Source organism: Bartonella sp. CL434QHHD, from assembly GCF_042195145.1.
GTDB lineage: Bacteria > Pseudomonadota > Alphaproteobacteria > Rhizobiales > Rhizobiaceae > Bartonella.
The window spans coordinates 97,933-122,128 of record NZ_JBHINT010000044.1 but is presented as its reverse complement, the minus strand read 5'-3'; the positions used below and the strand labels follow the sequence as shown (position 1 = coordinate 122,128).

The following is a 24,196-nucleotide window of genomic DNA, read 5'->3' as shown; positions in this document are numbered from 1 at the left end:
TTTCATTTGGGAGTGGTTTATGGCGCAGTCAATCTGCACTTGCTCTTGGTGCTGGTTATACATCTGAAGATGGAAATATTCGCTCGAATGTATCTGTGACAAGTGCTGGAGGTCATTGGGGAATAGGCGCTGGAATTACTCTGAGGTTGAGATGATAATAGAAAAAATGGCTGTTATTGTAAAAACGAGAAGTATGTTAGTAAAGGTTCTGCTGTTTGCTCTTGCCTTAATAGGCAAGAGCGAAAGCTTTGCCAACGAGAATAATAATATTTATACGGTGCATCCACCGCACTTATCGATACCTAAGGGAGAACCTGGCGAAACACGTCGAATTATTATGCAATTTTATGATTGGACTTTGATTTGTGACGAAAAACAAAAGCTTAAACATAAGCAAGGTATATGTAATGTGACACAGACGGTTCATGATCAAGAAGGAAATACCATTTTTAGTTGGTCTCTTGTTTCTACGACAAGTGGTCAAGCAGTGATGCTTTTTCGAACATTGCCAAATTCTGATATAAATGTTCCGATTCAAATGTTTGTAAAAGATGTTAAAAAACCTGTTCTTATTAATTATACGCAATGTAATGAAACGGTTTGTTTGGCACAATCACCTGTAGGGCCGGTTTTGACTAAACAAATAGAGCAGAACAATAAGGTACGTATTTCCTATAAAACTAAAGAAGGTAAGGTATTTTCTTTTACTGTACCATTTAAAGGGTTAAATGCGGCACTTAATTCTTTCCGTCCTTAGAATCCATCGAGTATTTTTAACAAGAGTCATTTTTCCATAAATTGTTGTATTATATTTTTGAGTGTAAATTATAAGGTCAGATAAGTAAGAAGTTTTATATAATATGATATCGAGGTGATTTATTGGAAAGAGTGAGAGTTTTATGAATATAAAGTCACAGTAAGTTCTTTATATGTAATAGAAAATCAAGTTAGTATTTCCTATAATGCTTAAAGAGTGATTTCGTTATTTATTAAAAGTAAAAAAGATTAGAAATACTCGATTTCTTCCTTACAATAATGAGTAGACTAAATTCTTTTTTTAAGCTTCAAATGGATTTTTAATGCGGTCTGATTAAGCATTAATATTTTTCAGATAAATTTTATAATTCTAGAGTTTTTTTGAACGATAGTTTTTATTGGTATTCACGAAATAACAGCTATTGTAATTGCATTTTGTAGTACTACGGAACTTTTATTCCAGCATAATCAAAGCCATTTCATTGCATATAACAAACGTGGTTTGTGTGTGGATAACGAAAAATTTTTTTTCTTATAAACCGTACTAATGTATAGGTTGTTGTAACCTTAAAAGTCAGCAAATAGTATGATAGTGTAGGTTTGTTACAATAGATGTGTGCTCCGTGTAAATGGTATCAAGAAAAGAGCATAATTTATAAAAATTGATGTGAACGTAAACGATTAATTTATAGTTTTAAGTTCATAAAGAGATGCATGATTTCACGGAAACAACCGAAAGATTATACAAAAATCTGAATGATGTTAGTGTAGAAAATTTTAATGATAGAAAAAGAAAGAATGATTTCTTGTATATATCATTTGATGCTACATTATTGCTTTATTTAGGAATGAGCAGAAGAGTTTTCGCGTTTATTTATTGGGGGAACGCTCAAGGGATAAGGGACATGACCCCGTTAAATTATGGTTCAAAAGAGTTAAAGCGAGGAGAAATATACGATACCAAAGCAGATCAGTTGTATGATCAGTGCAGTAGTAATACAAATAATCTTTCTGCATTGTCACGAACAGAGGCATACTCTGTCCTTGTTGATATAAAGAGACAACAGAGAAAAAAACATTATGAACAGAAACAGGTTTTTGTTCAATCTGAGGCAGCTTTTGAGTTTCATAATCAGATAATGATAGGTGCTCAAAAAACAAAAAAACTCAAAGCACCTTTTCTTCGACGGTTCCATTCAGTAAAATCTCCACCTCTTTATGCGGCACTTGATCTCGGAACAAATAATTGTCGTCTTCTTATCGCATCTCCCAGTAAACCTGGATATTTTCGTGTTGTTGATGCTTTTTCTCGTATTGTACGATTGGGAGAAGGTTTAATAAATAACGGTTTTCTTAATACACAAGCTATGGATCGTGCGATTGAGGCATTAAAGATTTGTCATTTAAAGCTAAAACAAAGGCATATTAAGCGTTATCGCTTGATTGCAACGGAAGCTTGTCGTTCTGCAGAAAATGGTAGACATTTTATTCAGCGTGTTTTGGAGGAGACAGGTCTTGAATTGGAAATTGTTGATCGGCGAACAGAAGCGCGTTTTGCTGTTACAGGGTGTAGTACACTTGTTGAACCAAATACTGACGCAATTGTGCTTTTTGATATTGGAGGAGGGTCATCAGAAATTGTGCTACTTGATGTTTCTCAAAAGCGTTCTTTTCGTTTAGCTAGACAAATTATCGCTTGGACTTCTCTTCCTGTTGGTGTTGTTACGCTTGCTGAACGTTTTGGAGGGAATGATATTAGCTTAGACGATTTTGAAAAAATGAAAAGCTATGTGCGAGGGTTATTAAATAATTTTTCAGATCGTCATAAATTAGGAGAGTTAGCACAAGGTTCGAAGTTTCATCTTTTGGGAACCTCCGGTACAGTTACGACTTTAGCAGGAATGTATCTTAATTTAGAGCGTTATGATAGGAAAAAAGTGGATGGCATTTGGATGAAGGATGCAGACATTACACTTATGACACAACGTCTATTATCATGGTATATAGAAAAACGTGTCATAAGTCCTTTTATTGGGCGCGAGAGAGCAGATTTAGTTTTAGCTGGTTGTGCAATTTTAGATGTTATTCGGGAAGTTTGGCCAAGTCAGCGTTTAAGAGTTGCTGATCGTGGATTAAGGGAAGGAATTTTGATAGAGCTAATGTTACGCGATGGGGTATGGTGTCGTCGTAGAAAGAGCAGAGATTTCAAGCGTTAGAGAATTAAATATGGAGACAATGAATAACGATGAAAAAAACAACAAAAACACCGAGAGGTGGCTATGGAGGTTCAGGGTCACATGAATTATATCAGCGCGTAAAAAAGAAAGCAGGAACCATTAAAGCTTCATCACGACGATGGTTAGAGAGGCATCTGAATGATCCTTATGTCCATCAATCAAAAGTAGATGGTTATCGTTCACGTGCGGCTTATAAACTCATTGAAATTAATGAGCGCTATAGGTTTTTGAAAAAAGGTCAAAAGGTTATTGATCTAGGAGCAGCACCTGGGGGCTGGTGTCAGGTGGCTGAGCGTATAGTAGGGTCAAGTGATGAGGATCCTAGCGTTGTTGGTATTGATTATTTACATGTTGATCCATTACCTAGAGTTGCCATGTTGGAAATGGATTTTTTGCATACAGATGCACCGCAGAAATTAATTGAAACTTTAGGGACAAAACCGGATGTGGTTCTTTCTGATATGGCAGCGCCAACAACAGGTCATCGTCAGACGGATCATTTAAGAACGATTTATTTATGTGAAGTTGCGGCTGATTTTGCTCTTTCGGTTCTTAAGCCTGGGGGACATTTTTTAGCAAAGGCTTTTCAAGGAGGAGCAGAAAACACTCTTCTTACGATACTAAAACAGCATTTTAAAAAAGTCTATCATGTTAAACCACCCGCAAGCCGATCAGAATCAGTAGAGCTTTATCTTCTAGCACTTGAATTTAAGGGAAAAACAAAAATACAAGAATAGCGCCTTCTTTTAAGAAGACTTAACTTTACTTAACCTATTTAGATGTGATGATTTTTTTCTCAAAGAGTTATCGGCGATAGTGACAGTTTTTCTGTTATCAATGATGAAAAACTGGTAAAACTAATGTATTGCCTATAGAGGTAAAGAGATTGATTCCTCAGTGAGTGTTTCCAATGAAATTTCTTGATCAAGCTAAAGTTTATATTCGTTCTGGTAATGGAGGTTCTGGAGCAGTATCATTTCGTCGTGAAAAATTCATAGAATTTGGGGGACCTGATGGGGGGAATGGAGGACGGGGTGGTGATGTTTGGGCTCTTGTTGTTGATGGGCTTAACACGCTGATTGATTATCGCTACCAACAGCATTTTAAAGCAAAAACAGGGGGGCATGGCAAGGGGCGTAATATGACGGGTGAAAAGGGTAATGATGTCATCCTTAAAGTTCCGGTTGGGACGCAAATTTTTGAAGAAGATAATACAACGTTAATATGTGATTTAACGGAAGTGGGACAGCGCTATCGCCTTGCAAAAGGAGGGAATGGCGGTTTTGGCAATCTTCACTTTACAACATCGACAAATCGGGCACCGCGTCGTGCAAATCCAGGTTTGGCTGGAGAAGAGCGTGCAATATGGCTTCGTTTGAAGTTAATTGCTGATGCGGGGCTTGTTGGTTTACCAAATGCTGGAAAATCAACTTTTTTAGCTTCTGTAACGGCTGCAAAACCAAAAGTTGCAGATTATCCTTTTACCACTCTACATCCTCATCTTGGTGTTGTACGTATTGATAGTCGTGAATTTGTTTTGGCTGATATTCCAGGATTAATTGAAGGAGCGCATGAAGGTGTGGGAATTGGAGATCGTTTTTTAGGACATGTGGAACGTTGTCGCGTACTGCTTCATCTAATTTCTTCTCAAGAAGAAGATGTAGCAAAAGCATATCAAATTGTGCGTCATGAACTTGAGGCATATGGAAATAATCTAAGTGATAAAACTGAAATTGTTGCTTTAAGCCAGATAGATACTCTGACAATTGAAGAGCGTGAAGCTAAACGGGAAGCTTTACAAAGAGCAGCGGATCAACCAGTTATGATGTTTTCTGCGGTTAGCCGCGAAGGTTTAGAAAATGTGCTGCGTGCTGGTGCACATATTATTGAAATGTCACGCAAAGAGGAGATCAGAGGGGATAGCAAGGTTGATTGAGATGGCTGTTGGATCGCAAAAACTTACACACTATAAACGTATTGTGGTCAAGATTGGATCTGCCCTTTTGGTTGATCCTCAGGCAGGTTTACGGGTTGAATGGCTTAAAAGCTTGATCAATGATGTTGTTGAATTACACAAAGGAGGCGTAGAGATATTATTGGTGTCTTCAGGTGCTATTGCTTTAGGAAGGACATTGCTACAGCTTCCTAAGGGGGCTTTGAAATTGGAAGAAAGCCAGGCATGTGCTGCTTTGGGGCAAATTGAGTTAGCAAAAACCTATGGTGATGCGCTTGCTCAACATGGGCTCAAAACAGGCCAAATTTTGCTCACTTTATTTGATACGGAGGAGCGAAGGCGTTATCTCAATGCACGTGCAACGATTGAGACGCTTTTATATTTGGGAGCTGTGCCTGTTATTAATGAGAATGATACTGTTGCAACAACTGAAATTCGTTATGGTGATAATGATCGTTTAGCTGCACGTGTGGCAACAATGGTGAGGGCAGATCTTTTAATACTTTTATCCGATATTGATGGTCTTTATACAAAGTCTCCCCATAGTGATCCTACGGCTGAATTTATACCTTTTGTTGCATCCATTACGCATGATATCGAAAAAATGGCAGATGTTGCTGCTTCAGAGTTTTCACGAGGAGGAATGAAGACTAAGCTTGAAGCCGGAAAAATAGCTAATGCTGCTGGAACGGCGATGATTATCACCTCAGGCAAGCGTATGAATCCTCTTGCTGCAATTGACAAAGGTGAACGCAAGAGTTTTTTTGCGGCAAGTAAGAAATCTGTCAATGCTTGGAAAACATGGATTTCTGGTCATTTAGATCCATCTGGTGTTTTGACGATTGATCAAGGAGCCATTAGGGCTCTTGAATCAGGAAAATCATTATTAGCTGCAGGGGTTATTGGCGTTGAGGGAAATTTCCAGCGTGGGGATACGGTTGCAATTGTTGGTACAGATGGAGTTGAGATTGCGCGTGGACTTGTAAGCTATGACAAAGATGAGGCTGTACGCATTATAGGACATAAAAGTGAAGAAATCGAAGCTATTCTTGGGTATGAGGCGCGCTCTGCTATGGTGCATCGTAATGATATGATTGTACGTTGCTTGACCAATTCTGTTTAAAAAAGTTACTTTTGTTTTTATTGTTTTGGCAGAGTGGATGTTACGATGACTTTAGAAGAAAAAATGAAAGATATGGGACAAAAAGCACGCTATGCCGCTGCAGCATTGGCTGTTGCTTCTTCTGAGCAAAAGAACAATGCATTAGAAATGATCGCTTTAAGTCTAGAGGCTCAGTCAGATGAAATTTTACGGGCGAATTGTCAAGATTTAGAGAATGCTGCTCAGAATAATTTGAAAGCTGCAATGATTGATCGGCTAAAATTAGATGATTTGCGTTTACGTGCAATGATAGACAGTGTTCGCCAAGTTGCTCGTTTATCTGATCCTGTTGGACAAGTGATGGATGAATGGACGCGTCCAAATGGGCTTCATATAAGTCGTGTACGAACACCTCTTGGTGTGATTGGCATTATTTATGAAAGTCGTCCCAATGTTACAGTTGATGCGAGTTCTTTGTGCTTAAAAGCAGGTAATGCTGCGATTTTGCGCGGTGGTTCGGATAGCTTTCATTCTTCTCATGCTCTTCATTTAGCTTTGGTACAAGGTTTAGAGCGCTCTGGTTTACCTAAAGATGCTATCCAAATGGTTGGAACGACAGATCGTGCTGCCGTTGGGGAAATGCTCAAAGGATTGGATGGAGCGATTGATGTGATCGTACCACGTGGTGGAAAGAGCCTTGTTGCCCGCGTTCAGTCTGATGCACGTGTTCCAATTTTTGCTCATTTGGAGGGACTTTGTCATATTTATATTGATAAATCGGCAGATTTAGATATGGCACGCAATATTGTTTTAAATGCAAAGCTGCGGCGAACAGGGATATGCGGTGCTGTTGAGACAGTTCTCATTGACGGCCAAGCATTAAAAAAATTTCTTCCTGTTTTAACTGCTTTACAGGAAAAGGGGTGTGAAATTCGTGCCACAGAAGATATTGTTTTTCTTATGCCAGATGTCAAATTAGCTTCTGAAGAAGATTGGTCGCATGAATATCTTGATGCTATTCTTTCTGTTAAAACGGTTGAGGGTGTTGAGGGAGCCATTTCTCATATCAAGCGTTATTCATCAGGACATACGGAATCGATTATTGCTGAGGATTTGGAAGTGGTGAAGAATTTTTTTAATCATTTAGATTCAGCTATTTTATTACACAATGCATCTACACAATTTGCTGATGGAGGTGAATTTGGTTTTGGAATGGAAATTGGTATCGCAACAGGAAAAATGCATGCACGTGGTCCCATAGGTGTTGGACAGCTAACATCATTTCAATATCACGTTAAAGGAAATGGTCAGGTTAGAGCTTGAGAACACCATTTTTTCCATGGAAAAATTGTATGCCACATGTTGAAAGATCTAATGTTGTGGGTCTTTTTGGTGGTTCCTTTAATCCACCGCATGCGGGGCATCTTCTTGTTGCAAAAATTGCCATTCGGCGTTTGCATCTTGATCAGTTATGGTGGATGATCACTCCAGGAAATCCTTTAAAGGATTGTACACAGTTGCCCTCTTTAGAGGAGAGAATGCAATTAAGTTTTAAACTTATTGACCATCCAAAAATTCGCTTAACAGGTTTTGAACAGGCTATAGGGAGCAAAGTATCAGTAGATACGATTTTTCATATTCTTACCCATTACAGTGGCGTAAATTTTGTATGGATTATGGGGGCAGATAGTTTTGCGACGATACATCAATGGTATCGATGGCATGATATCGTCTCTATGCTTCCTATTGCGATTATTGATCGTCCTTTAGGCAATCGGTCAGCACTTTCTTCTCCTATGGCACATATTTATCGCCGTTTTCGTTTGGATGAGAGAGAAAGTAAGCGATTACCTTTTATCAAGCCACCAGTTTGGACTTATTTGCATGGACCTTTATCTTTTCAATCTTCAACAAACCTTCGTTTGAAGAAGAATGATTTTTCTTGAACATTTCATAAGATTCTGCTTCTCTTTAGAGAAGTCTCTTTTTTAGATTCCACAACGATAAGAAAGGATATTGATCTGAAAAACGTTGCACACAAACACTCTTACGATATTATGCCTTCAAAAGAAAAAAAAGTTTTTTCTGTTAGTGAGAGTCTTGAAGTTATTCTCAAGAGTTTAGAAGATACAAAAGCAGAAGATATTGTTGCTATTGATATTCGAGGGAAGTCATCTTTGGCTGATTATATGGTCATAGCTTCAGCAAATTCGCAGCGTCATGTATCGTCTGTTGCTGATCATTTATTACATACTTGGAAAGATAGTGGGCAGGGGCTTGCGCGTGTAGAAGGGCTTGCTGGAGGTGACTGGGTATTGATTGATACAGGTGATATTATCACTCATCTTTTTCGTCCAGAAATTCGTCTTTTTTATAATTTAGAAAAAATATGGATGACGCCGGATTTAAACGATACAGCTTTGCTTCTCTTCGGAGATCATTAAAATGCAAATTTCTATTTTTGCAGTTGGTCGTATGAAAAGTGGGGCGGAGCAAAAATTAGTTCAGCATTATTTGGATCGTTTTTCTAAAATTTCTGGAGATGTAGGCTTTCATTTAAAAAAGTTACAAGAGATACCAGAAAGTCGTGCTCAAACAGTTTGTCAACGTATGGAGGAAGAGGGGAGAAAACTTATTGAATTTTTACCTGAAAAATGTCGATTAATTGTGTTAGATGAGCGTGGAGAATCGATTTCGTCAATTTCTTTTTCTGAAAAATTGAGGTGTTATCGTGATGAGGGCATTCGAGATGTCGTCATTGCTTTGGGAGGACCTGATGGGCATAATGAACAAATAAAGAAGCGTGCTGATTTTCTTTTATCTTTTGGTTTGATGACGTGGCCACATCAAATTGCACGTATTCTTCTTACAGAACAACTTTACCGCGCTGTAACAATTGAAAATAACCATCCGTATCATCGTTTTTAATATTTTTGTGCAATTTTTAGCACTTATTTATATGTTTATTAATATTGTTTTAGCTGACACCATTTAAAGCATCTCTAATGTATACGATGAGGTGTCATGGTTTTTGCAAATGAAAAAGCTTCTTCATAGAAAGATGCTATATTTATATGAGGAGTGCGTCATATTTGTCATTCTGCTCTTGAGTATGTTTTTTTGCTTTTCTGTATCGCGTGCGGAAGATACAATGAGGAGTACGGAAGTACATAAAGAATTGGGAGAAATTCGCCAAAATATTTCACTTTCGCGTGAGCGTGTTGCTTTTCTTATGCATCAAGTTGAGCATTTAAAAAAAGATCAACGTGTTTTGAGTGATGCACTCATAAAAGCGGCTAAAGAAGAACGTATAGTAGCAGATGATATTGCTAAAAGGGAAGAAAAGCTTAAAAAAATGATAGAAAAGCGGGTACAAGTCTATCAAAGTTTAAAAAATCGTCGTGCTGAATTTGCGGAAGTTCTTGCAATTTTGGAGCGTATGGGATTGAATCCGCCTCCTGCTCTTATGATACAGCCAGAGGACGCGTTGGCTTCTATACGTAGTTCTGTTTTATTAGGTACTGTTATTCCTCAGATGCAGGAGAAAACACGAGATTTAACAGAAAAACTCAAGGAGTTGACCAATTTGAGTAATTCCATTACTACGGAATATAAGGCATTAAAGACAAAACTGCAAAATCAAGCAGAGCAGCGAAAACGTCTAGAGCTTTTATTAGACCAAAAAAACAAACTACAAAAAAAATCAGAAAAAGAACTTACAGAACAGCAACAAAAAAATATTGCTCTTGCTAAAAAAGCGCAGTCTTTGGAAGAATTGATTTTAGAGCTCGATCGTCAGTCAAAACTTAACTCTGATGCATCAGTACAGGTACGGAAAAGTTTGCAATTGTTAGAACAGTCCAATTTTGAAAGCCGAAAAGGTTCTTTACTTTTTCCTGTTTCAGGAAAAAGAATACATCACTCTAACAAAAGTTCGCAGATTACGCGCTTTGGTGAAACGATAGAAACAGAGGCAGGAGCTGTTGTTATATCACCTGTGGATGCTTTTGTTGCTTTTGCAGGGCCATTTCGTTCTTATGGACAGTTAATCATTCTCAATGTTGGAAATGGTTATCATATCATTCTTACTGGAATGTCGAGAATTAATGTGAAACAGGGGCAATTTGTTCTTTCAGGTGAGCCTCTGGGTATAATGGAGATGCAATTTATTTCAAACAGTGTTGCATTGGATATAGGAAAAACTTCTCCAATGCTTTACATTGAGTTTAGAAAGCAGGGAAAACCTGTAAATCCAACTCCTTGGTGGCAGACTGAAAAAATAAGAAGGAGCCAAAATGATTCGTAAAGTTATTCTTTTGGTCGCTGGGGTATTGCTCGGCGCCTGTTCAATGATTATGGTGCAGTCTGTTGCTGCGAATAATGAAGATAATGCATATAAAAAGCTAGCTATATTTGGCGATGTTTTTGAGCGTGTGCGTATGCAATACGTTACAGTTCCAGATGATAAAAAGCTTATTGAAAATGCTATCAATGGCATGCTCACATCACTGGACCCTCATTCATCTTATTTGAATGCTGAAGAAGCCAAGGATATGCGGGATTCTACGAAAGGAGAGTTCGGAGGTCTTGGTATTGAGGTCACTATGGAAAAAAACTTAATTAAAGTTGTTTCACCAATGGATGATACTCCCGCTTCAAAAGCAGGTATTCTAGCAGGAGACCTTATTTCAAAAATTGATGATGTACAAACGAATGGTCAAACATTGAATGAAGCTGTTAATAAGATGCGAGGTGCTCCTGGAACGCCAATTACCTTAACAATTATTCGTTCTGGCGTTGATAAGCCATTTGAAGTGAAGATTATTCGTGATATTATCAAAGTAAAAGCGGTGAAATATCGGGTTGAGGGTGATATTGGATATTTAAGAGTTATCCAGTTTTCTGAGCAGACATTGAATAATCTTCTGGCGGCAATTAAAGATATCCAATCTAAAATTCCTGAAGATAAGCTAAAAGGTTACGTCCTTGATTTGCGGCTTAATCCGGGTGGGCTTTTAGATCAAGCTGTTAATGTTTCGAGTGCTTTTCTCAATAAAGGTGAAATTGTGTCGACTCGTGGGCGCAAAAAGAGTGATGTGACAAGATTTGATGCGAAGCCAGGTGATGTCATCAATGGAAAACCGCTCATTGTCCTTATTAATGGTGGTTCGGCAAGTGCTTCTGAAATTGTTGCGGGTGCATTACAAGATCATCGTCGTGCAACAATTTTAGGGACGCAGTCTTTTGGTAAAGGATCTGTTCAAACAATTATTCCTTTGGGTGAAAATGGGGCTTTACGCTTAACAACAGCACTTTATTACACGCCATCTGGCACTTCTATTCAAGGAACAGGGATCACGCCTGATATTATTGTAGAGCAACCACTCCCTGAAAAATATAAGGGTTATGATGTAAAAGTTGGTGAGTCTGCATTAAAAGGACATATCAAAGGAAAACGAGAGAGTAATAAAGGATCTGGTTCAGCTGCTTTTGTTCCCAAAGACCCTAAAGATGATATCCAGTTGAATGAGGCTTATAAATTGTTACGAGGTGAAATGGCAAATGCAGCATTTCCACCAGATCCCAATAAGGATGTGTTAAAGTGAGAATTGATATCTATAGCTTGCGATTTTGAGGAATATTAAATGGATGCAGGTATTAATTTGAAGGTTCTTCCATATCGCAAATGTGTTGGGATTGTTATCTTTAATCATGACGGTAAAGTGTGGGTTGGGCGTCGTTTAATGATGCCCATTCATGCAGATATTGAAATATCTCATCGTTGGCAGCTTCCTCAAGGAGGGATTGATGAAGATGAAAAACCATTAGATGCAGCATATCGTGAACTTTATGAAGAAACGGGTATTCGATCTGTGAAGTTGATTAAAGAAGCACAAAATTGGTTCCATTATGATTTTCCACAAGAACTTATTGGGTGCACATTAACAAATAAATATCGTGGGCAAATACAAAAATGGTTTGCTTTCCAGTTTACAGGAAAGCTTTCTGAAATTGCGATTAATCCGCCACCAGATGGCAATAAAGCGGAATTCGATCAATGGAAATGGATTGATCTAGAAACCCTTCCGTTGATTGCTGTTTCTTTTAAAAAGCACGTTTATACGAAAGTTGTCAGCGAATTTCGAGGTAGCCTTAGACCATTATAAAAGCTATATGATTACGAGAAAGCTTTTTTTATTAAGATGCTTTATATTATAATAAATAATAAACATGTTTCTCTTTTATGTAAAGAACAGGAATATAAAATGAAAAAGTTATTTAATTTACTTATAGTTTTTACTCTCTTGAGTATTTCATCTGTTGCATTTGCAACAAGTTCAAAACCTCCTGCATCAAAAGATGCGGCAGCGACATTGCCAAATGGAGCTTCTTCTTTGACTGAAACCTACGGTTTGTGGACTATTAACTGTGGTATACAAGAAGGGAAAAGAATTTGTTTTATGCACCGTCAAGAAGTGAATGAGCAGGGGCGTGTTGTTGTGGCTATGGGCCTTACTCTCGATGCTGAGGGTGTTGTATCTGGTAATTTAACAGTTCCTTTTGGCATTTTGGTTTCTAAGCCTGTTCGTTTACAAGTTGATGAGGGAAAAGCTGTTATCGAAACCGGTATCCGGACTTGTGTACCAGCAGGTTGTGTGGTTCCTGTCGTTTTTGACAAAAATCACGTAGCAGCTTTACGTTCTGGAAAACAGTTAAAGTTGGCGATGACAATTGCTGCTGCAGGTGAACCAGCTTTGAATGATTTATTTGTTCAGCTAGATGGTTTTAGCAGTGCTCTTAATCGTTTGACTGCTTTGCAGAAATAATTTTAAAACTAAAAGCGGCCTTTAAAAGGCCGTTTTTAGTTTGTTTGTTTTTTATATATTAATAATTAAGACGATGAGATTTAAGATTAATCCTATAAGGGATATTCAGATTTTTTGCCGTTTCTTCTATTGTATGTTCTATTTTTAATTTTGATATTTGTTTTCTAACTGCATCGTCATTAAATAGAGAGATGAAGAATTTAGATATCTGGTTTTTATTCAAGAAAAAAGAGTATTGAAATATAAAACCATTTTTTGATACACAGACCTGCTTTAATGAAGGTTTTCTATACGCTCTTCTGTTTCCTTGATTGAAAGGGATGACGCATGATTTATGCATTGCTTCGAACGATTGATTTGATTTTTGAGATTTATATTGATATTTTAATCGCTAGTGTCATTTTTTCTTGGCTTTATGTCTTTAATATCATAAATTCACGCAATCGCTTTGTTGTTTTGATAGGAAGCTTTCTAGATCGTCTTACAAATCCCGTTCTAAGCCGTATCCGGAAAATTTTACCAAATTTGGGAACGATTGATATTTCACCTATTGTAGTGTTCATTATTATATATTTTATTCGTACTTTTATGTGGCGCGTTTACGCAAACATGTATGTATAGAAATATTACTTGAGGCGAATACATGTTTTATCAAGTTGATAAAAATAACTTGATTTTGTTTGTATATCTCATTCCCAAATCGTCCGTTGACAAAATAATAGGGATTGAATGTAGGGATGGTGAGAAACAATATCTGGTTATACGCCTTCGTGCTGTTCCTGAAGATGGAAAAGCGAATAAAGCTCTCATTAAATTTCTTGCCAAGCAATGGAGAATACCATCTTCTTCTATTTCTCTGAAAAACGGTGCAATATCTCGCTACAAACAACTTTACTTTTCAACACATTTAGAAGAGCTAAAGCAGATATGGCAATCCTTTAGAGATTGCATCTCGTAGAAAAAATAAAGAATAAAGCCTATTTTTAAATAGGCTTTATTTTATTAAAATCGTTATATTTTTTTATTGCGCTCAACAGCTTGCTTAATTAATTCATGCGCAAAGTTTTTATCACGCCATCCTTCAATTTTAGCCCATTTTCCAGGTTCCAGATCTTTGTAATGCTTGAAGAAATGTTCAATTTGTTTGAGTGTAATCTCGGGTAGATCTGTATAGTCATGAATATTGATATAGCGTTTTGTTAATTTTGTAGTGGGAATGGCAATAATTTTTTCATCTTTACCACCATCATCTTCCATCATTAGAGCTCCGATGGGGCGAACATTGATAACACAACCAGGCATAAGTGGACGGGTATTACAGATAAGGACATCAATAGGATCACCATCATCTGAAAGCGTATGAGGGACAAAACCGTAATTTCCAGGATAAACCATTGATGTATGAAGAAAACGGTCAACAAATAATGCACCAGACTTTTTATCCATCTCATATTTTATTGGTTGCCCACCAAGGGAGACTTCCACAATAACGTTAATATCTTCTGGTGGATTTTTGCCTACGGGTATTTCCTTAATATTCATAGAGACATCCTTTCTGGAATATAGTGAGGCTCAATACAATTAAATATTTTATAAATATTTTACCAAAGAGATTATGAAATTAACTTGAAATTGATGTACGTGTTTTTTCAAAACGTTTACGTTCATTAGGATCAAGATAGAGTTTGCGGAGACGAATATTTTTAGGGGTTACCTCCACAAGTTCATCATCTTGTATCCACGATAAGGCACGTTCTAATGTCATTTTAATGGGAGGCGTTAACTTTACGGCCTCATCTTTTCCAGAAGCGCGCATATTGGTGAGTTTTTTCCCTTTTAAGACATTGACTTCTAAGTCATTATCTCGTGAGTGGATGCCAATAATCATACCTTGATAGACTTTCACACCCGCATCGATGATCATAGGACCACGATCTTCAAGATTAAAAAGAGCATAAGCGACAGATTCACCGTTGTCATTTGAAATCATAACACCATTAACACGACCAGCAATGTCTCCTTTATAAGGTTCATAAGCATGGAAAAGGCGATTCATAATTGCTGTACCACGTGTGTCCGTTAAAAGTTCAGATTGATAACCAATGAGTCCTCGGGTTGGTGCATAAAAGACAAGGCGGACACGATTACCTCCAGAAGGACGTAATTCCACCATTTCGCCTTTACGTTCAGACATTTTTTGTACAACAGTACCGGAATATTCTTCATCAACATCGATAACAACTTCTTCGATTGGCTCAAGAGTTATTCCATTTTCATCTTTTTGCATAACAACACGTGGGCGTGAAACACTAAGTTCAAATCCTTCACGGCGCATATTTTCAATGAGAACTGCAAGCTGTAATTCTCCTCGTCCTGAAACGTAGAAAGAATCTTTATCGGCTGATTCTTCAATTTTAAGAGCGACATTGCCTTCTGCTTCTTTTAACAATCGGTCACGAATGACACGGCTTGTTACTTTATCGCCTTCAGTTCCAGCAAGGGGACTATCGTTGACGAGAAAACTCATAGTAACAGTAGGAGGATCAATTGGTTGGGCAGTAAGGGGTTCATTGACAGTAGGATCACAGAAAGTATCAGCTACGGTACCTTTTTGCAGACCTGCAATCGCAACAATATCACCAGCACTTCCTTCTTCAATAGGTTGCCGTTCTAAGCCACGAAACGCTAAAATTTTTGAAATACGCCCAGTTTCTAAAAGTTTTCCATCTTGTCCAAGAACTTTGACATTTTGATTGGGTTTTAGACAGCCAGAATGAATCCGCCCTGTAATAATTCGTCCCAAAAACGGATCCGCTTCAAGAATAGTTCCAATCATGCGAAACGGTCCTTCTGCTACACTAGGAGAAGGGACATGCTGCGTCACAAGATCAAATAAAGGACCTAATCCATGATCTTTTGGTCCTTCAGGGGCTTCAGCCATCCATCCATCGCGTCCAGATCCATAAAGAATAGGAAAATCAAGCTGTTCATCGGTTGCATCAAGAGCAGCGAAAAGGTCAAAAACCTCATTAATGACTTCATCAACGCGTGCATCCGGTCGGTCAATTTTATTAATAGCAACAATAGGGCGCAATCCTACTTTCAATGCTTTGCCAACAACAAATTTTGTTTGTGGCATTGGTCCTTCAGCAGCATCAACAAGTACAATGGCTCCATCAACCATATTGAGGATGCGTTCAACTTCTCCACCAAAGTCGGCGTGTCCTGGTGTATCAACAATATTAATTCGAGTATCTTTCCAAACAACAGATGTCACTTTCGCTAGGATTGTAATTCCGCGTTCTTTCTCAATATCGTTTGAATCCATCATACGTTCGCTTGTACGCTGATTATCACGGAAGTTTCCTGATTGCTTGAGAAGTCCGTCTACAAGCGTTGTTTTCCCATGGTCAACGTGGGCAATGATGGCAATGTTACGCAATTGCATAAATTTTCTTCTTTTCGTTTAATGAAATTTCATTTGAGGCAAAGTCTTTACATTCTTTGCCTGACTATTAAAAAAACCTTTTACATGTTTTTTTATAGTTTTGGAAGATGGAGGCAATATTTTTATGACAAAACTATTTATCCAAGTCTTTAAGGCTCTATTAAGCTTCAATTGCTGGAGCTTCGTAAAAGGATTTTTATAGTGCGTATGTTCTATTCTCGAGCTAAGAATTATCCAAAAAATCACCGTCAACTTGATTTCTATCAATATGACACAAGGAGTTTATATAAGCTCTTGTAAGAGTAAGTAAGTATAAAGCTAGCCATATTATTGTTGTTGTTTTGCAAAGAGATTAATAAAAATCCGGAATATCTCTCAATCCATAGCCAATTTATTGACAACTGTACAACATTCTTATTCTAAATAAAGCTTTTTCTTATTCTATAACTTGTCAATCAAAATCCAGATCTAATGCAACCGTGTATTTGAGGTAAATATTGAGATGATTAAGAATTTTATAAGAAGTTCTAGCTTTTGTATGCCAGATTGGGGCAAGAGTTATATCTGTTTGATTTATTTATGAACCCGGAATACAGTCTTATTTAGAAAGAATATGAAGGCATCCAAAGAAAATTTCCATCTTTGCCGTTAATCCAATTTATGCTTTCAAAGGCATCTAAAGTAATATCTTTTAAACCATGGAGATAGTGCTTTGCCCCTCACACTTTTGTTAATCGTATTCTCTAATAGGAGCATGCTTTTCATGCCAAACAGAACACTTTAAACAGAATATACTTGTTGTTGCATATTCATGTACTTAAGAGAGATTGCTTAACGTATACTACATCCATTCCATGATAGGCTCATAAATGATATAATATACGCGAATAGTATACTATTAACGCCTTTGTGAAAAAATATAAAACTGTTGAGCATTATCATTATCATTCTTTCTCAGCTGTCAATATTGCGCCAGTTTTTGCTACGAGAAAGAAGATATAAGAAGTATTTTATTTTTTCTTGAATAGTTTTTAGCCATACACCGATCTCGTTTGTGACTGGCAAGAAGATGACTTTAATCGATTTAATATGAGAAGCTTTATGATGAGGTAAATTTACGTTATTCGGAGCTGTTATTCAAAAAAAATAATAAATTATCTATGGAGCGGTGCGCTAGAAAATAAATAATAAAGCTTATTCTCTTATGGAAAGAATCTTAGGTTACATGACAAGATCTTTCCATAAGTAAGAGTTTTTACTTTACATGTTTAAAGAAGAGTTCCTGACAAAATGAGGGAAGCTACAGAAAAATAGATTATAATGCCCATGACATCTACTAAAGTTGCCACAAAAGGAGCAGAAGCACTTGCTGGATCAAATTTTAAACCTTTAAGAATAAAAGGCAACATAGATCCAGAAAGAGAACCAAAGGTAACGATTCCAACTAAAGCTGTACCCACTGTTGTCGAAATAGCAATCCAATGTTGTCCATAGTCGTAGATACCCAGTTTTTGCCAAAGAGCAATGCGCGTAACACCAATAATTCCTAGTAAGAGACCAAGGGATAGTCCTGTTGGAATTTCACGAATGATCACTTTCCACCAGTCTTTCAACGTGAGTTCACGTAAAGCCAATGCACGGATAATAAGGGATGTAGCCTGTGAGCCGGAATTTCCTCCTGAGCTCATAATGAGAGGTATGAACAGTGTAAGAATAATCGCTTTTTCGAGTTCTGTTTCGAAATGTTGCATAGCGCTTGCTGTCAGCATTTCACCGATAAAGAGTAAAGCGAGCCATCCGCCACGTTTTTTCATCATTTCAGGAAACTTAATTTGCATATAGGGCTTATTAAGCGCTTCCATACCCCCAAATTTATAGGCATCTTCATTCATCTCATCGACCATAGTATCAAGCACGTCATCAACGGTTACAATGCCAATGACATGGTTACTTTCATCAACTACAGGCACAGAGAGAAGATCATGGCGCTGGAAAAGGCGTGCGATATCTTCATGATGTGTGAAGGGCGATATTGTAATGGGCGAGTCATGGGTAGGGACATTAAGAATTAGTTCATCAGGTGAGGCAAGAATAAGGTTACGCAGGGAAACAGCTTTGAGAAGAGTACCTGTTTTAGGGTCAATTACATAGCTGGTATAAACTGTTTCACGTGTTCGCTCGACCTCACGGATGTGATCCAAAGTTTTTTGTATGGTCCAGTTTGAAGGAACGGCTATAAATTCTGTTGTCATCAGTGCCCCTGCTGTATGGTCAGGATAACTGGTGAGTTTTTTAAGTTCAGCGCGCGTTAAGGGGTTAAGCAAGGCATAAAGTCGTGTGCGGGTTTCTTTATCCATTTCTTGAAAGACGTCTGCAGCAGCATCGGCAGACATGCCATCAAGAATTTCAACAGCACGATTTATAGGGAGAAGTTCTAGGATGGCAGCAGGTTGCTCAAGCTCTGGTTTATCAAAAAGTTCGATAACATAATCAAGAGGCAGAAGACTAAGAATAGTTACACGTTCCATGCTATCGAGGTCATTTATGATATCAATAGAGTCTGCAAAATGCTGGTTCTTTAACTTTTCAGCAAGAGCTTCAGGAGAAAAATTTTTGAAGTCGAAGGCCATTTTGATTTCAGTCATGATAAAGTACCTCCTGAAGAGTTGGAGAGTTATAAATCTAGATAATAGATGAGATAAAAACAAAAGTTTATGGAAGATTTTAAAAAAAACTCCCCAGCTATATTCCCAATTGTTAATATTTGAAGTAAAGTCAAGGGTAAAATATAAGTTATAAACAAGTTTCTGAATCACTAAAACGAGAATACAGCTTAATTTGAGGATAATATAAAAGCGTAAATGTAAAAATCAGTTCTGATTTTTACCATCATTTCTTTAATGCAGTTTTGTGATTTTCAAAAGAATCTACAGCAATATTTTGTAAAGAGTGGAGATTATGCCTTTCTCCAAGTGTTTTTGTTAATATGCAATTCTATTGTGATGTGTGAGCGAATAATCTTTATTGCTTCAATATAATATGGTTTAAAATGAAAGAACTTTGCGATTTTCAGGTTTTTTATTCAATAGCGTTTTGAAAGGTAGTTTTGAAACTCACGAGATAGTTTTAGTATGTTATCAATTTGTGTCGTAAAGATAATTGTTACAGTTTAAATTTATAATGGAGACATAAAGTATTATGGCAAAAGAAGCAGTGCTGGAGTGGAAGGGATTTTCATGTCTTCCTGATTTTTCTTCTATAAGTGATGAAGATTTTAAACCCGCTTTTGAACAGGCTCTTCAAGAAGCCGAAGAAGAACTAGAGGCGATTGCGATGGTGCAAGAACCACCAACGCTTGAGAATTTTTTACAGCCTTTTGAGCTTTGCGGCAAAGCGCTTGATCGTGTCTGTTCAATATTTTTCTTACGCACCAGTGCTCATACGAATGTATTAATTCAACAGCTAGAGCAAGAGTTCGTTGTAAAACTTTCTCGTTATTCTTCAAAAATGATGATGGATGCGCGGATATTTGCGAAAATAGATATGCTTTATAAACAGTCGCAGCTGGGCACATTTGAGAGTGAAACAACACGTGTTCTTGAATTATGGTGGAAAAAGTTTGTTTGTCATGGGGCAAAACTCGATGAAAAAGCTAAGAAACGGCTTTTGGAAATTAATGAAAGACTTGCTTTTTTAAATGCTACTTTTGGACAAAATGTCTTAAATGATGAAGCTGAATGGATTCTATTTTTAAAACAAACAGACTTATCTGGTTTACCGCAAGATCTCATTGCTTCAATGAAGGAAATTGCGTGTGAAAGAGGCAATGAAGAAGCGTATGCATTAACACTAGCACGTTCGATTGTTGAACCTTTTTTAAAATTCTCTGATCGTCGTGATTTGCGTGAGGTTGCATTCCAAGCTTGGGCTAAACGTGGTGAAAATAATAACAAGAATGATAATAAAACAATTATTGTAGAGATTGTTGCGCTTCGAGATGAGCAGGCTAAATTATTGGGATATAAATCTTTCGCAGATTTGAAGCTCGATAATACTATGGCTAAAAGTGTTGATTCCGTTATGGATTTGCTTATGCCTGTATGGGAGCGCGCAAGAGCGAAAGCTTCTACTGAGCAAATTGACTTACAAAATTTTGCCAACAATCAGGGCTGCAATGAATCTTTAGCTGCTTGGGATTGGCGTTATTATGCTGAAAAACTTCGTACTGAAAAACTTTCTTTCGATAGCGCGGAGATTAAATATTATTTTCAGCTTGATCGTATGATTAAAGCGGCTTTTAGGGTAGCAGAAAAACTCTTTGGCATTACATTTGAAGAAAAAAACGCTGTTACACTTTGGCATCCTGATGCACGTTTGTGGGAAGTAAAAAAGTCTGATGGAAGTCTACTTGGGCATTTTATTGGTGATTATTTTGCGCGTTCTTCAAAACGCTCCGGTGCGTGGATGAGTAGTTTGCAATCACAACATAAATTGGATGGCGGACAAAAGCCTATTATCTACAATGTTTGTAATTTTGCTAAACCGCCCAAAGGAGAAGTTGCTCTTTTATCACTTGATGATGCACGTACGCTTTTCCACGAATTTGGACATGCATTGCATGGTTTGCTTTCTGATGTCACATGGCCATCTGTGTCGGGAACATCTGTTGCACGTGATTTTGTTGAGCTACCTTCTCAACTTTACGAACATTGGTTAACCGTGCCAGAGATATTAAAATCTTATGCTATACATACAAAAACAGGCCATCCTATGCCACAAGAGTTGATAGATAAAGTTTTAGTAGCACAGACATTTAATGCAGGATTTTCTGCCGTTGAATTTATCTCATCAGCTTTAGTGGATATGGCTTTTCATCAAGGCGAAACAGTCACTGATCCAACAGTGTTTGAACGCCAAGAATTAGAAAAGCTGCAAATGCCTGACACAATTATTATGCGTCATCGTCCCCCACATTTTATGCATGTGTTTGCAGGGGATGGTTATGCATCTGGTTACTATTCTTATATGTGGTCGGAAGTTCTTGATGCAGATGCTTTTCAGGCTTTTGAAGAAACGGGAGATGTTTTTAATTCAGAGCTCGCTGATCTTTTAAAGCGTTGTATTTACTCCGCTGGAGGAAGTCGTGATCCAGAGGAGCTTTATAAAGCTTTTCGGGGACGGATGCCTTTACCAGAGGCAATGATTAACAAACGTGGACTATAAGATATAACGGTATGGTTAACACCATGCCGTTTTCATATTATTCGAAAGGTGCAGTTGCGAGTTATGCAAATTTCCTCTTCATTATAGCTCTGTAAACAGAGTTTTTTATCTTATTCGCTTTTTGTTTATAGAGGAAAACAGATTTTGTATTTTAAATAGACATTATGGGAAAGAAAAATCATCAGCTCGATCTTTTTGATGCCCATTTGGTGGAAACCATGATTTTTTTATAAAACTTGACTTTCTTTTGCCTAAAAGGTGAGTGTTTTGTTGTGCCATATCATCGAGGCTCATTGGAAGCTGACGCATAATTTTACTCCGCTCTTGATTCTCTGATTCTTGTATAAGTTTTTGAATAGCTTGATCGGTTGAGTAAGGATTTCCATGAGAAAAGGCATAAAAATTTAAAATATTTTTCAATGGCTTTTCTAAATAAGAGGCAAGTTTTTTCTTTCCTTCAGGGGTGAAATGCATGCCATTATTGGTGCGTAATTTGGTTATTTTCCCATTAATATCATAGCCTGAAAAAGAAAAATTTCCTTCTTCATCACTAAAGCCGCTCCAGATATCGAGAAAATACCCTCCTGCTGTTTCTGTTTCTTGTTGATAGAGCGCATTAAAAATTTTTATTTTTTGTGTCAAAAGATCATTTTCAAAAGAAGGTTGACCTATCCATATCCATGGTTTTCCAGAGGCATGAAGACTTTCAGCAATTTCGATAATTCTTTGTTTGTAGATGCGCATCCATTCTGACTGATCTGTGTTAATCATGTTATGAGAGTCTGTGATGGGTTGATTATCATTTGCACCGATCATCATGATAATAACATCGGGATTATTTTGATCAATGAGTTTAGAAATATTGCCTTGCCAAGAATAATAATCCGTTCGAACTAAGCCGGAAGCTGGTATTGTGTTGTTCATGATAACGATATCGCTATTATTTATAAAAGACTTCTTAAGTGCATCGGCAACAGCAGAAGCTGCAAAATCCCCTATGACAAGAACGCGCTTTGCATTCTCATTTTTTAGCTTTTGTATGTTTTTTTGTGTTATGATCTTTTTTTGCGGCTTGTCTATTTTTTGTTCTATAATTTGCGGTGGCTGCTGTGTCTGTTTGTTTTGTTGTGACAACCATTTGAAGAAGTTCGTTGCTTTACTTGGGGATGGCTGTAAGATCCCCACAATAGAAAGTGAAAACAACAATAATGTCAAGTATATCAGGCGAAAAGAAGACAAAAATTTAGTCTCCCTTATTGTTTGCGAAGGAGAAAAAGCACTTGAGATGATGGATATCCATTTGCTTTTAGACCGTGACGCAGTTGAAAAGCTTTAATTGCTTTGCGAGAAGCTGTTCCGATTTTTCCATCAACATTCCCTTTATAATAGCCCAGTGCACTTAAGCGAGATTGTAGTTCTTTACATTCCTGGAAAGTAAGAGGTTGAAAAGGTCTTTGCCAATCATTTACCAATCCAGGATGTCCAGCAATGCGATCAGCAAGAAGGCCAACAGCAAACGCATAACGATCTGCATTATTATAATGTTTCAGAACAAAGAAATTTTTTGTGACTAAAAATATAGGTCCTTTTGCTCCATCTGGATATTTTAATATTGCTTGTTCAGCTGATGTAGGAAGAGGGTGCCCATTTGCGTGTTTTACACCTAATTTTTTCCATTGTTCAAAGGAATACCAGCCTTCAGGAAGGTTTTTCCCCTGCGGCACTTTTACCTCTACTCCCCAAATAAGATTAGGTTGCCAGCCATTTTTGTGGAGAAGGTTAGCAGCAGTAGCCAGAGCATCTGGAACAGAGTTCCAGATATCACGCCGTCCATCTTGGTCCATATCAACTGCATAGGCGAGATAACTGCTTGGAATAAATTGTGTATGCCCCAATGCACCGGCCCAAGATCCAGTGAGTTGAGAGCGTTTAATTTCGCCACTTTGTAGAATTTTCATAGCAGCAATCAGCTGTGTATATGCATATTTTGCACGTTTTTTATCAGCATAGGCTAAAGTTGCAAGAGAGCGAATGGTATCACGCATTACACTTTTATTGGCTAAAACCTTCCCATAGTTGCTTTCCATTGACCAAATAGCAAGCAGAATATTGCGATCAACACCAAAACGTTTTTCAATTTGAAGAAGCCATTTGTTCCATTTTTGAGTTTGGCGCCGTCCTTCCTCAATTGCAATATCATGGACACGATTATCGAAATAGTTCCATGAAGGAGCAACAAATTCCGGTTGGTATGCGGCACTTTTTAGAACTTCTGGATCAATGGCATTAACACCTTTAAACGCCATATGAAACGTAGAAGGGGTAATATTGTGAGCAATAGCTATTTTTTTAAATTCTTTAATCCAGTGTTTAAATCCGCTATCAGCATATGAAAGGGATATAAAAAACATAAAAAAAGCAGAAAAAATAACGGCAGAGACAGTGAAAAGAGTTCTCCAAGTTATTGACTTCTCTAAAAAGAGAGTCTTCAATTCTGTTTTTTGCATTTTGAAATCCCCATTAATATTCAATTCATTAGATGTGCAATAACTTTATTTTGTATTTAGTTTAATCGATAATATGATCAAGAAGAGGAAAAAACTGAAATAAATAATTCGTTTTAATCCTTTCAATAAATTCTCAGACTCT

The 24,196-nt window shown here is 37.4% G+C and carries 22 protein-coding genes; 17 read left to right on the top strand and 5 right to left on the bottom strand.

Translation table 11 applies throughout. The features are described 5' to 3' along the window. From ACFILN_RS08385 to ACFILN_RS08310, 16 genes are all read left to right on the top strand, one after another. Positions 1–155: YadA-like family protein (locus ACFILN_RS08385; RefSeq protein ID WP_375671273.1), on the top strand; the 155-nt coding region annotated here is incomplete at its 5' end. Continuing rightward, the gene (locus ACFILN_RS08380) at positions 152–757 is read left to right on the top strand and encodes an invasion associated locus B family protein (protein WP_273790643.1); all 606 of its coding nucleotides are present in this window, start codon (positions 152–154) and stop codon (positions 755–757) included. The genes ACFILN_RS08385 and ACFILN_RS08380, both read left to right, overlap by 4 nt. A gap of 904 nt (positions 758–1,661) precedes the next feature. Further along, a complete protein-coding gene (locus ACFILN_RS08375) occupies positions 1,662–2,972 on the top strand; it encodes a Ppx/GppA phosphatase family protein (RefSeq protein WP_375671271.1) in 1,311 nt (436 codons plus the stop codon). A gap of 29 nt (positions 2,973–3,001) precedes the next feature. Next, entirely contained in the window at positions 3,002–3,730 is a 729-nt protein-coding gene (locus ACFILN_RS08370; protein ID WP_273790641.1) for an RlmE family RNA methyltransferase, read from the top strand. A 173-nt stretch (positions 3,731–3,903) separates the two neighbouring features. Next, entirely contained in the window at positions 3,904–4,929 is a 1,026-nt protein-coding gene (gene obgE / locus ACFILN_RS08365) for a GTPase ObgE (protein ID WP_375671270.1), read from the top strand. A gap of 1 nt (position 4,930) precedes the next feature. Continuing rightward, positions 4,931–6,070, top strand: coding sequence for a glutamate 5-kinase (gene proB / locus ACFILN_RS08360; RefSeq protein WP_375671268.1), 1,140 nt, complete (start codon positions 4,931–4,933; stop codon positions 6,068–6,070). Positions 6,071–6,115: 45 nt separating this feature from the next. Continuing rightward, a complete protein-coding gene (locus tag ACFILN_RS08355; RefSeq protein WP_375671266.1) occupies positions 6,116–7,372 on the top strand; it encodes a glutamate-5-semialdehyde dehydrogenase in 1,257 nt (418 codons plus the stop codon). 29 nt (positions 7,373–7,401) lie between these two features. After that, entirely contained in the window at positions 7,402–7,995 is a 594-nt protein-coding gene (locus ACFILN_RS08350; RefSeq protein WP_273790637.1) for a nicotinate-nucleotide adenylyltransferase, read from the top strand. Between the two features lie 111 nt (positions 7,996–8,106). Continuing rightward, positions 8,107–8,493 (top strand): ribosome silencing factor, encoded by a 387-nt coding sequence (gene rsfS / locus ACFILN_RS08345; RefSeq protein WP_273790636.1) that lies wholly within the window; start codon positions 8,107–8,109, stop codon positions 8,491–8,493. Position 8,494: 1 nt separating this feature from the next. Then, positions 8,495–8,977 carry a 23S rRNA (pseudouridine(1915)-N(3))-methyltransferase RlmH gene (gene rlmH, locus ACFILN_RS08340; RefSeq protein ID WP_273790635.1) on the top strand — a complete coding sequence of 161 codons (483 nt, stop codon included), beginning with the start codon at positions 8,495–8,497 and terminating at the stop codon, positions 8,975–8,977. A 133-nt stretch (positions 8,978–9,110) separates the two neighbouring features. Further along, the gene (locus ACFILN_RS08335) at positions 9,111–10,355 is read left to right on the top strand and encodes a murein hydrolase activator EnvC (RefSeq protein ID WP_273790650.1); all 1,245 of its coding nucleotides are present in this window, start codon (positions 9,111–9,113) and stop codon (positions 10,353–10,355) included. After that, positions 10,345–11,655, top strand: coding sequence for a S41 family peptidase (locus ACFILN_RS08330; RefSeq protein WP_375643375.1), 1,311 nt, complete (start codon positions 10,345–10,347; stop codon positions 11,653–11,655). The genes ACFILN_RS08335 and ACFILN_RS08330 overlap by 11 nt, the downstream gene beginning before the upstream one ends. 39 nt (positions 11,656–11,694) lie before the next feature. Further along, positions 11,695–12,216 (top strand): RNA pyrophosphohydrolase, encoded by a 522-nt coding sequence (locus ACFILN_RS08325; protein WP_273790633.1) that lies wholly within the window; start codon positions 11,695–11,697, stop codon positions 12,214–12,216. A 99-nt stretch (positions 12,217–12,315) separates the two neighbouring features. Continuing rightward, positions 12,316–12,876 (top strand): invasion associated locus B family protein, encoded by a 561-nt coding sequence (locus ACFILN_RS08320; protein ID WP_273790632.1) that lies wholly within the window; start codon positions 12,316–12,318, stop codon positions 12,874–12,876. Between the two features lie 327 nt (positions 12,877–13,203). Next, positions 13,204–13,497 (top strand): YggT family protein, encoded by a 294-nt coding sequence (locus ACFILN_RS08315; RefSeq protein WP_273790631.1) that lies wholly within the window; start codon positions 13,204–13,206, stop codon positions 13,495–13,497. 22 nt (positions 13,498–13,519) lie between these two features. Further along, positions 13,520–13,834: a DUF167 domain-containing protein gene (locus tag ACFILN_RS08310; protein WP_273790630.1), complete on the top strand. Its 315-nt coding sequence runs from the start codon at positions 13,520–13,522 to the stop codon at positions 13,832–13,834. 53 nt (positions 13,835–13,887) lie between these two features. Here ACFILN_RS08310 and ppa read toward each other — a convergent pair whose 3' ends face one another. The 3 genes from ppa to mgtE form a co-directional block, all read right to left on the bottom strand. Next, complete coding sequence (gene ppa / locus ACFILN_RS08305) at positions 13,888–14,418, bottom strand: inorganic diphosphatase (protein WP_273790629.1); 531 nt, start codon at positions 14,416–14,418, stop codon at positions 13,888–13,890. 79 nt (positions 14,419–14,497) lie between these two features. Continuing rightward, the gene (gene typA / locus ACFILN_RS08300; RefSeq protein WP_375671264.1) at positions 14,498–16,324 is read right to left on the bottom strand and encodes a translational GTPase TypA; all 1,827 of its coding nucleotides are present in this window, start codon (positions 16,322–16,324) and stop codon (positions 14,498–14,500) included. Positions 16,325–17,592: 1,268 nt separating this feature from the next. Next, entirely contained in the window at positions 17,593–18,969 is a 1,377-nt protein-coding gene (gene mgtE, locus ACFILN_RS08295) for a magnesium transporter (RefSeq protein WP_375666903.1), read from the bottom strand. 553 nt (positions 18,970–19,522) lie between these two features. Here mgtE and ACFILN_RS08290 point away from each other — a divergent pair. Further along, positions 19,523–21,547: a M3 family metallopeptidase gene (locus tag ACFILN_RS08290; protein ID WP_273790626.1), complete on the top strand. Its 2,025-nt coding sequence runs from the start codon at positions 19,523–19,525 to the stop codon at positions 21,545–21,547. A gap of 162 nt (positions 21,548–21,709) precedes the next feature. On the opposite strand, the gene ACFILN_RS08285 is transcribed toward ACFILN_RS08290, so the two are convergent. Further along, positions 21,710–22,786 carry an SGNH family hydrolase gene (locus ACFILN_RS08285; RefSeq protein ID WP_375671262.1) on the bottom strand — a complete coding sequence of 359 codons (1,077 nt, stop codon included), beginning with the start codon at positions 22,784–22,786 and terminating at the stop codon, positions 21,710–21,712. Positions 22,787–22,800: 14 nt separating this feature from the next. Further along, positions 22,801–24,054: a lytic murein transglycosylase gene (locus ACFILN_RS08280; RefSeq protein ID WP_375671260.1), complete on the bottom strand. Its 1,254-nt coding sequence runs from the start codon at positions 24,052–24,054 to the stop codon at positions 22,801–22,803. Positions 24,055–24,196: the final 142 nt, after the last annotated feature.

Excerpts from the sequence above, each read along its gene's own strand:
- ACFILN_RS08380 (WP_273790643.1), top strand. The coding sequence starts at position 152 with ATGATAATAGAAAAAATGGCTGTTATTGTAAAAACGAGAAGTATGTTA.
- ACFILN_RS08375 (WP_375671271.1), top strand. The coding sequence starts at position 1,662 with ATGACCCCGTTAAATTATGGTTCAAAAGAGTTAAAGCGAGGAGAAATA.
- ACFILN_RS08370 (WP_273790641.1), top strand. The coding sequence starts at position 3,002 with ATGAAAAAAACAACAAAAACACCGAGAGGTGGCTATGGAGGTTCAGGG.
- obgE (WP_375671270.1), top strand. The coding sequence starts at position 3,904 with ATGAAATTTCTTGATCAAGCTAAAGTTTATATTCGTTCTGGTAATGGA.
- proB (WP_375671268.1), top strand. The coding sequence starts at position 4,931 with ATGGCTGTTGGATCGCAAAAACTTACACACTATAAACGTATTGTGGTC.
- ACFILN_RS08355 (WP_375671266.1), top strand. The coding sequence starts at position 6,116 with ATGACTTTAGAAGAAAAAATGAAAGATATGGGACAAAAAGCACGCTAT.
- ACFILN_RS08350 (WP_273790637.1), top strand. The coding sequence starts at position 7,402 with ATGCCACATGTTGAAAGATCTAATGTTGTGGGTCTTTTTGGTGGTTCC.
- rsfS (WP_273790636.1), top strand. The coding sequence starts at position 8,107 with ATGCCTTCAAAAGAAAAAAAAGTTTTTTCTGTTAGTGAGAGTCTTGAA.
- rlmH (WP_273790635.1), top strand. The coding sequence starts at position 8,495 with ATGCAAATTTCTATTTTTGCAGTTGGTCGTATGAAAAGTGGGGCGGAG.
- ACFILN_RS08335 (WP_273790650.1), top strand. The coding sequence starts at position 9,111 with ATGCTATATTTATATGAGGAGTGCGTCATATTTGTCATTCTGCTCTTG.
- ACFILN_RS08330 (WP_375643375.1), top strand. The coding sequence starts at position 10,345 with ATGATTCGTAAAGTTATTCTTTTGGTCGCTGGGGTATTGCTCGGCGCC.
- ACFILN_RS08325 (WP_273790633.1), top strand. The coding sequence starts at position 11,695 with ATGGATGCAGGTATTAATTTGAAGGTTCTTCCATATCGCAAATGTGTT.
- ACFILN_RS08320 (WP_273790632.1), top strand. The coding sequence starts at position 12,316 with ATGAAAAAGTTATTTAATTTACTTATAGTTTTTACTCTCTTGAGTATT.
- ACFILN_RS08315 (WP_273790631.1), top strand. The coding sequence starts at position 13,204 with ATGATTTATGCATTGCTTCGAACGATTGATTTGATTTTTGAGATTTAT.
- ACFILN_RS08310 (WP_273790630.1), top strand. The coding sequence starts at position 13,520 with ATGTTTTATCAAGTTGATAAAAATAACTTGATTTTGTTTGTATATCTC.
- ppa (WP_273790629.1), bottom strand. The coding sequence starts at position 14,418 with ATGAATATTAAGGAAATACCCGTAGGCAAAAATCCACCAGAAGATATT.
- typA (WP_375671264.1), bottom strand. The coding sequence starts at position 16,324 with ATGCAATTGCGTAACATTGCCATCATTGCCCACGTTGACCATGGGAAA.
- mgtE (WP_375666903.1), bottom strand. The coding sequence starts at position 18,969 with ATGACTGAAATCAAAATGGCCTTCGACTTCAAAAATTTTTCTCCTGAA.
- ACFILN_RS08290 (WP_273790626.1), top strand. The coding sequence starts at position 19,523 with ATGGCAAAAGAAGCAGTGCTGGAGTGGAAGGGATTTTCATGTCTTCCT.
- ACFILN_RS08280 (WP_375671260.1), bottom strand. The coding sequence starts at position 24,054 with ATGCAAAAAACAGAATTGAAGACTCTCTTTTTAGAGAAGTCAATAACT.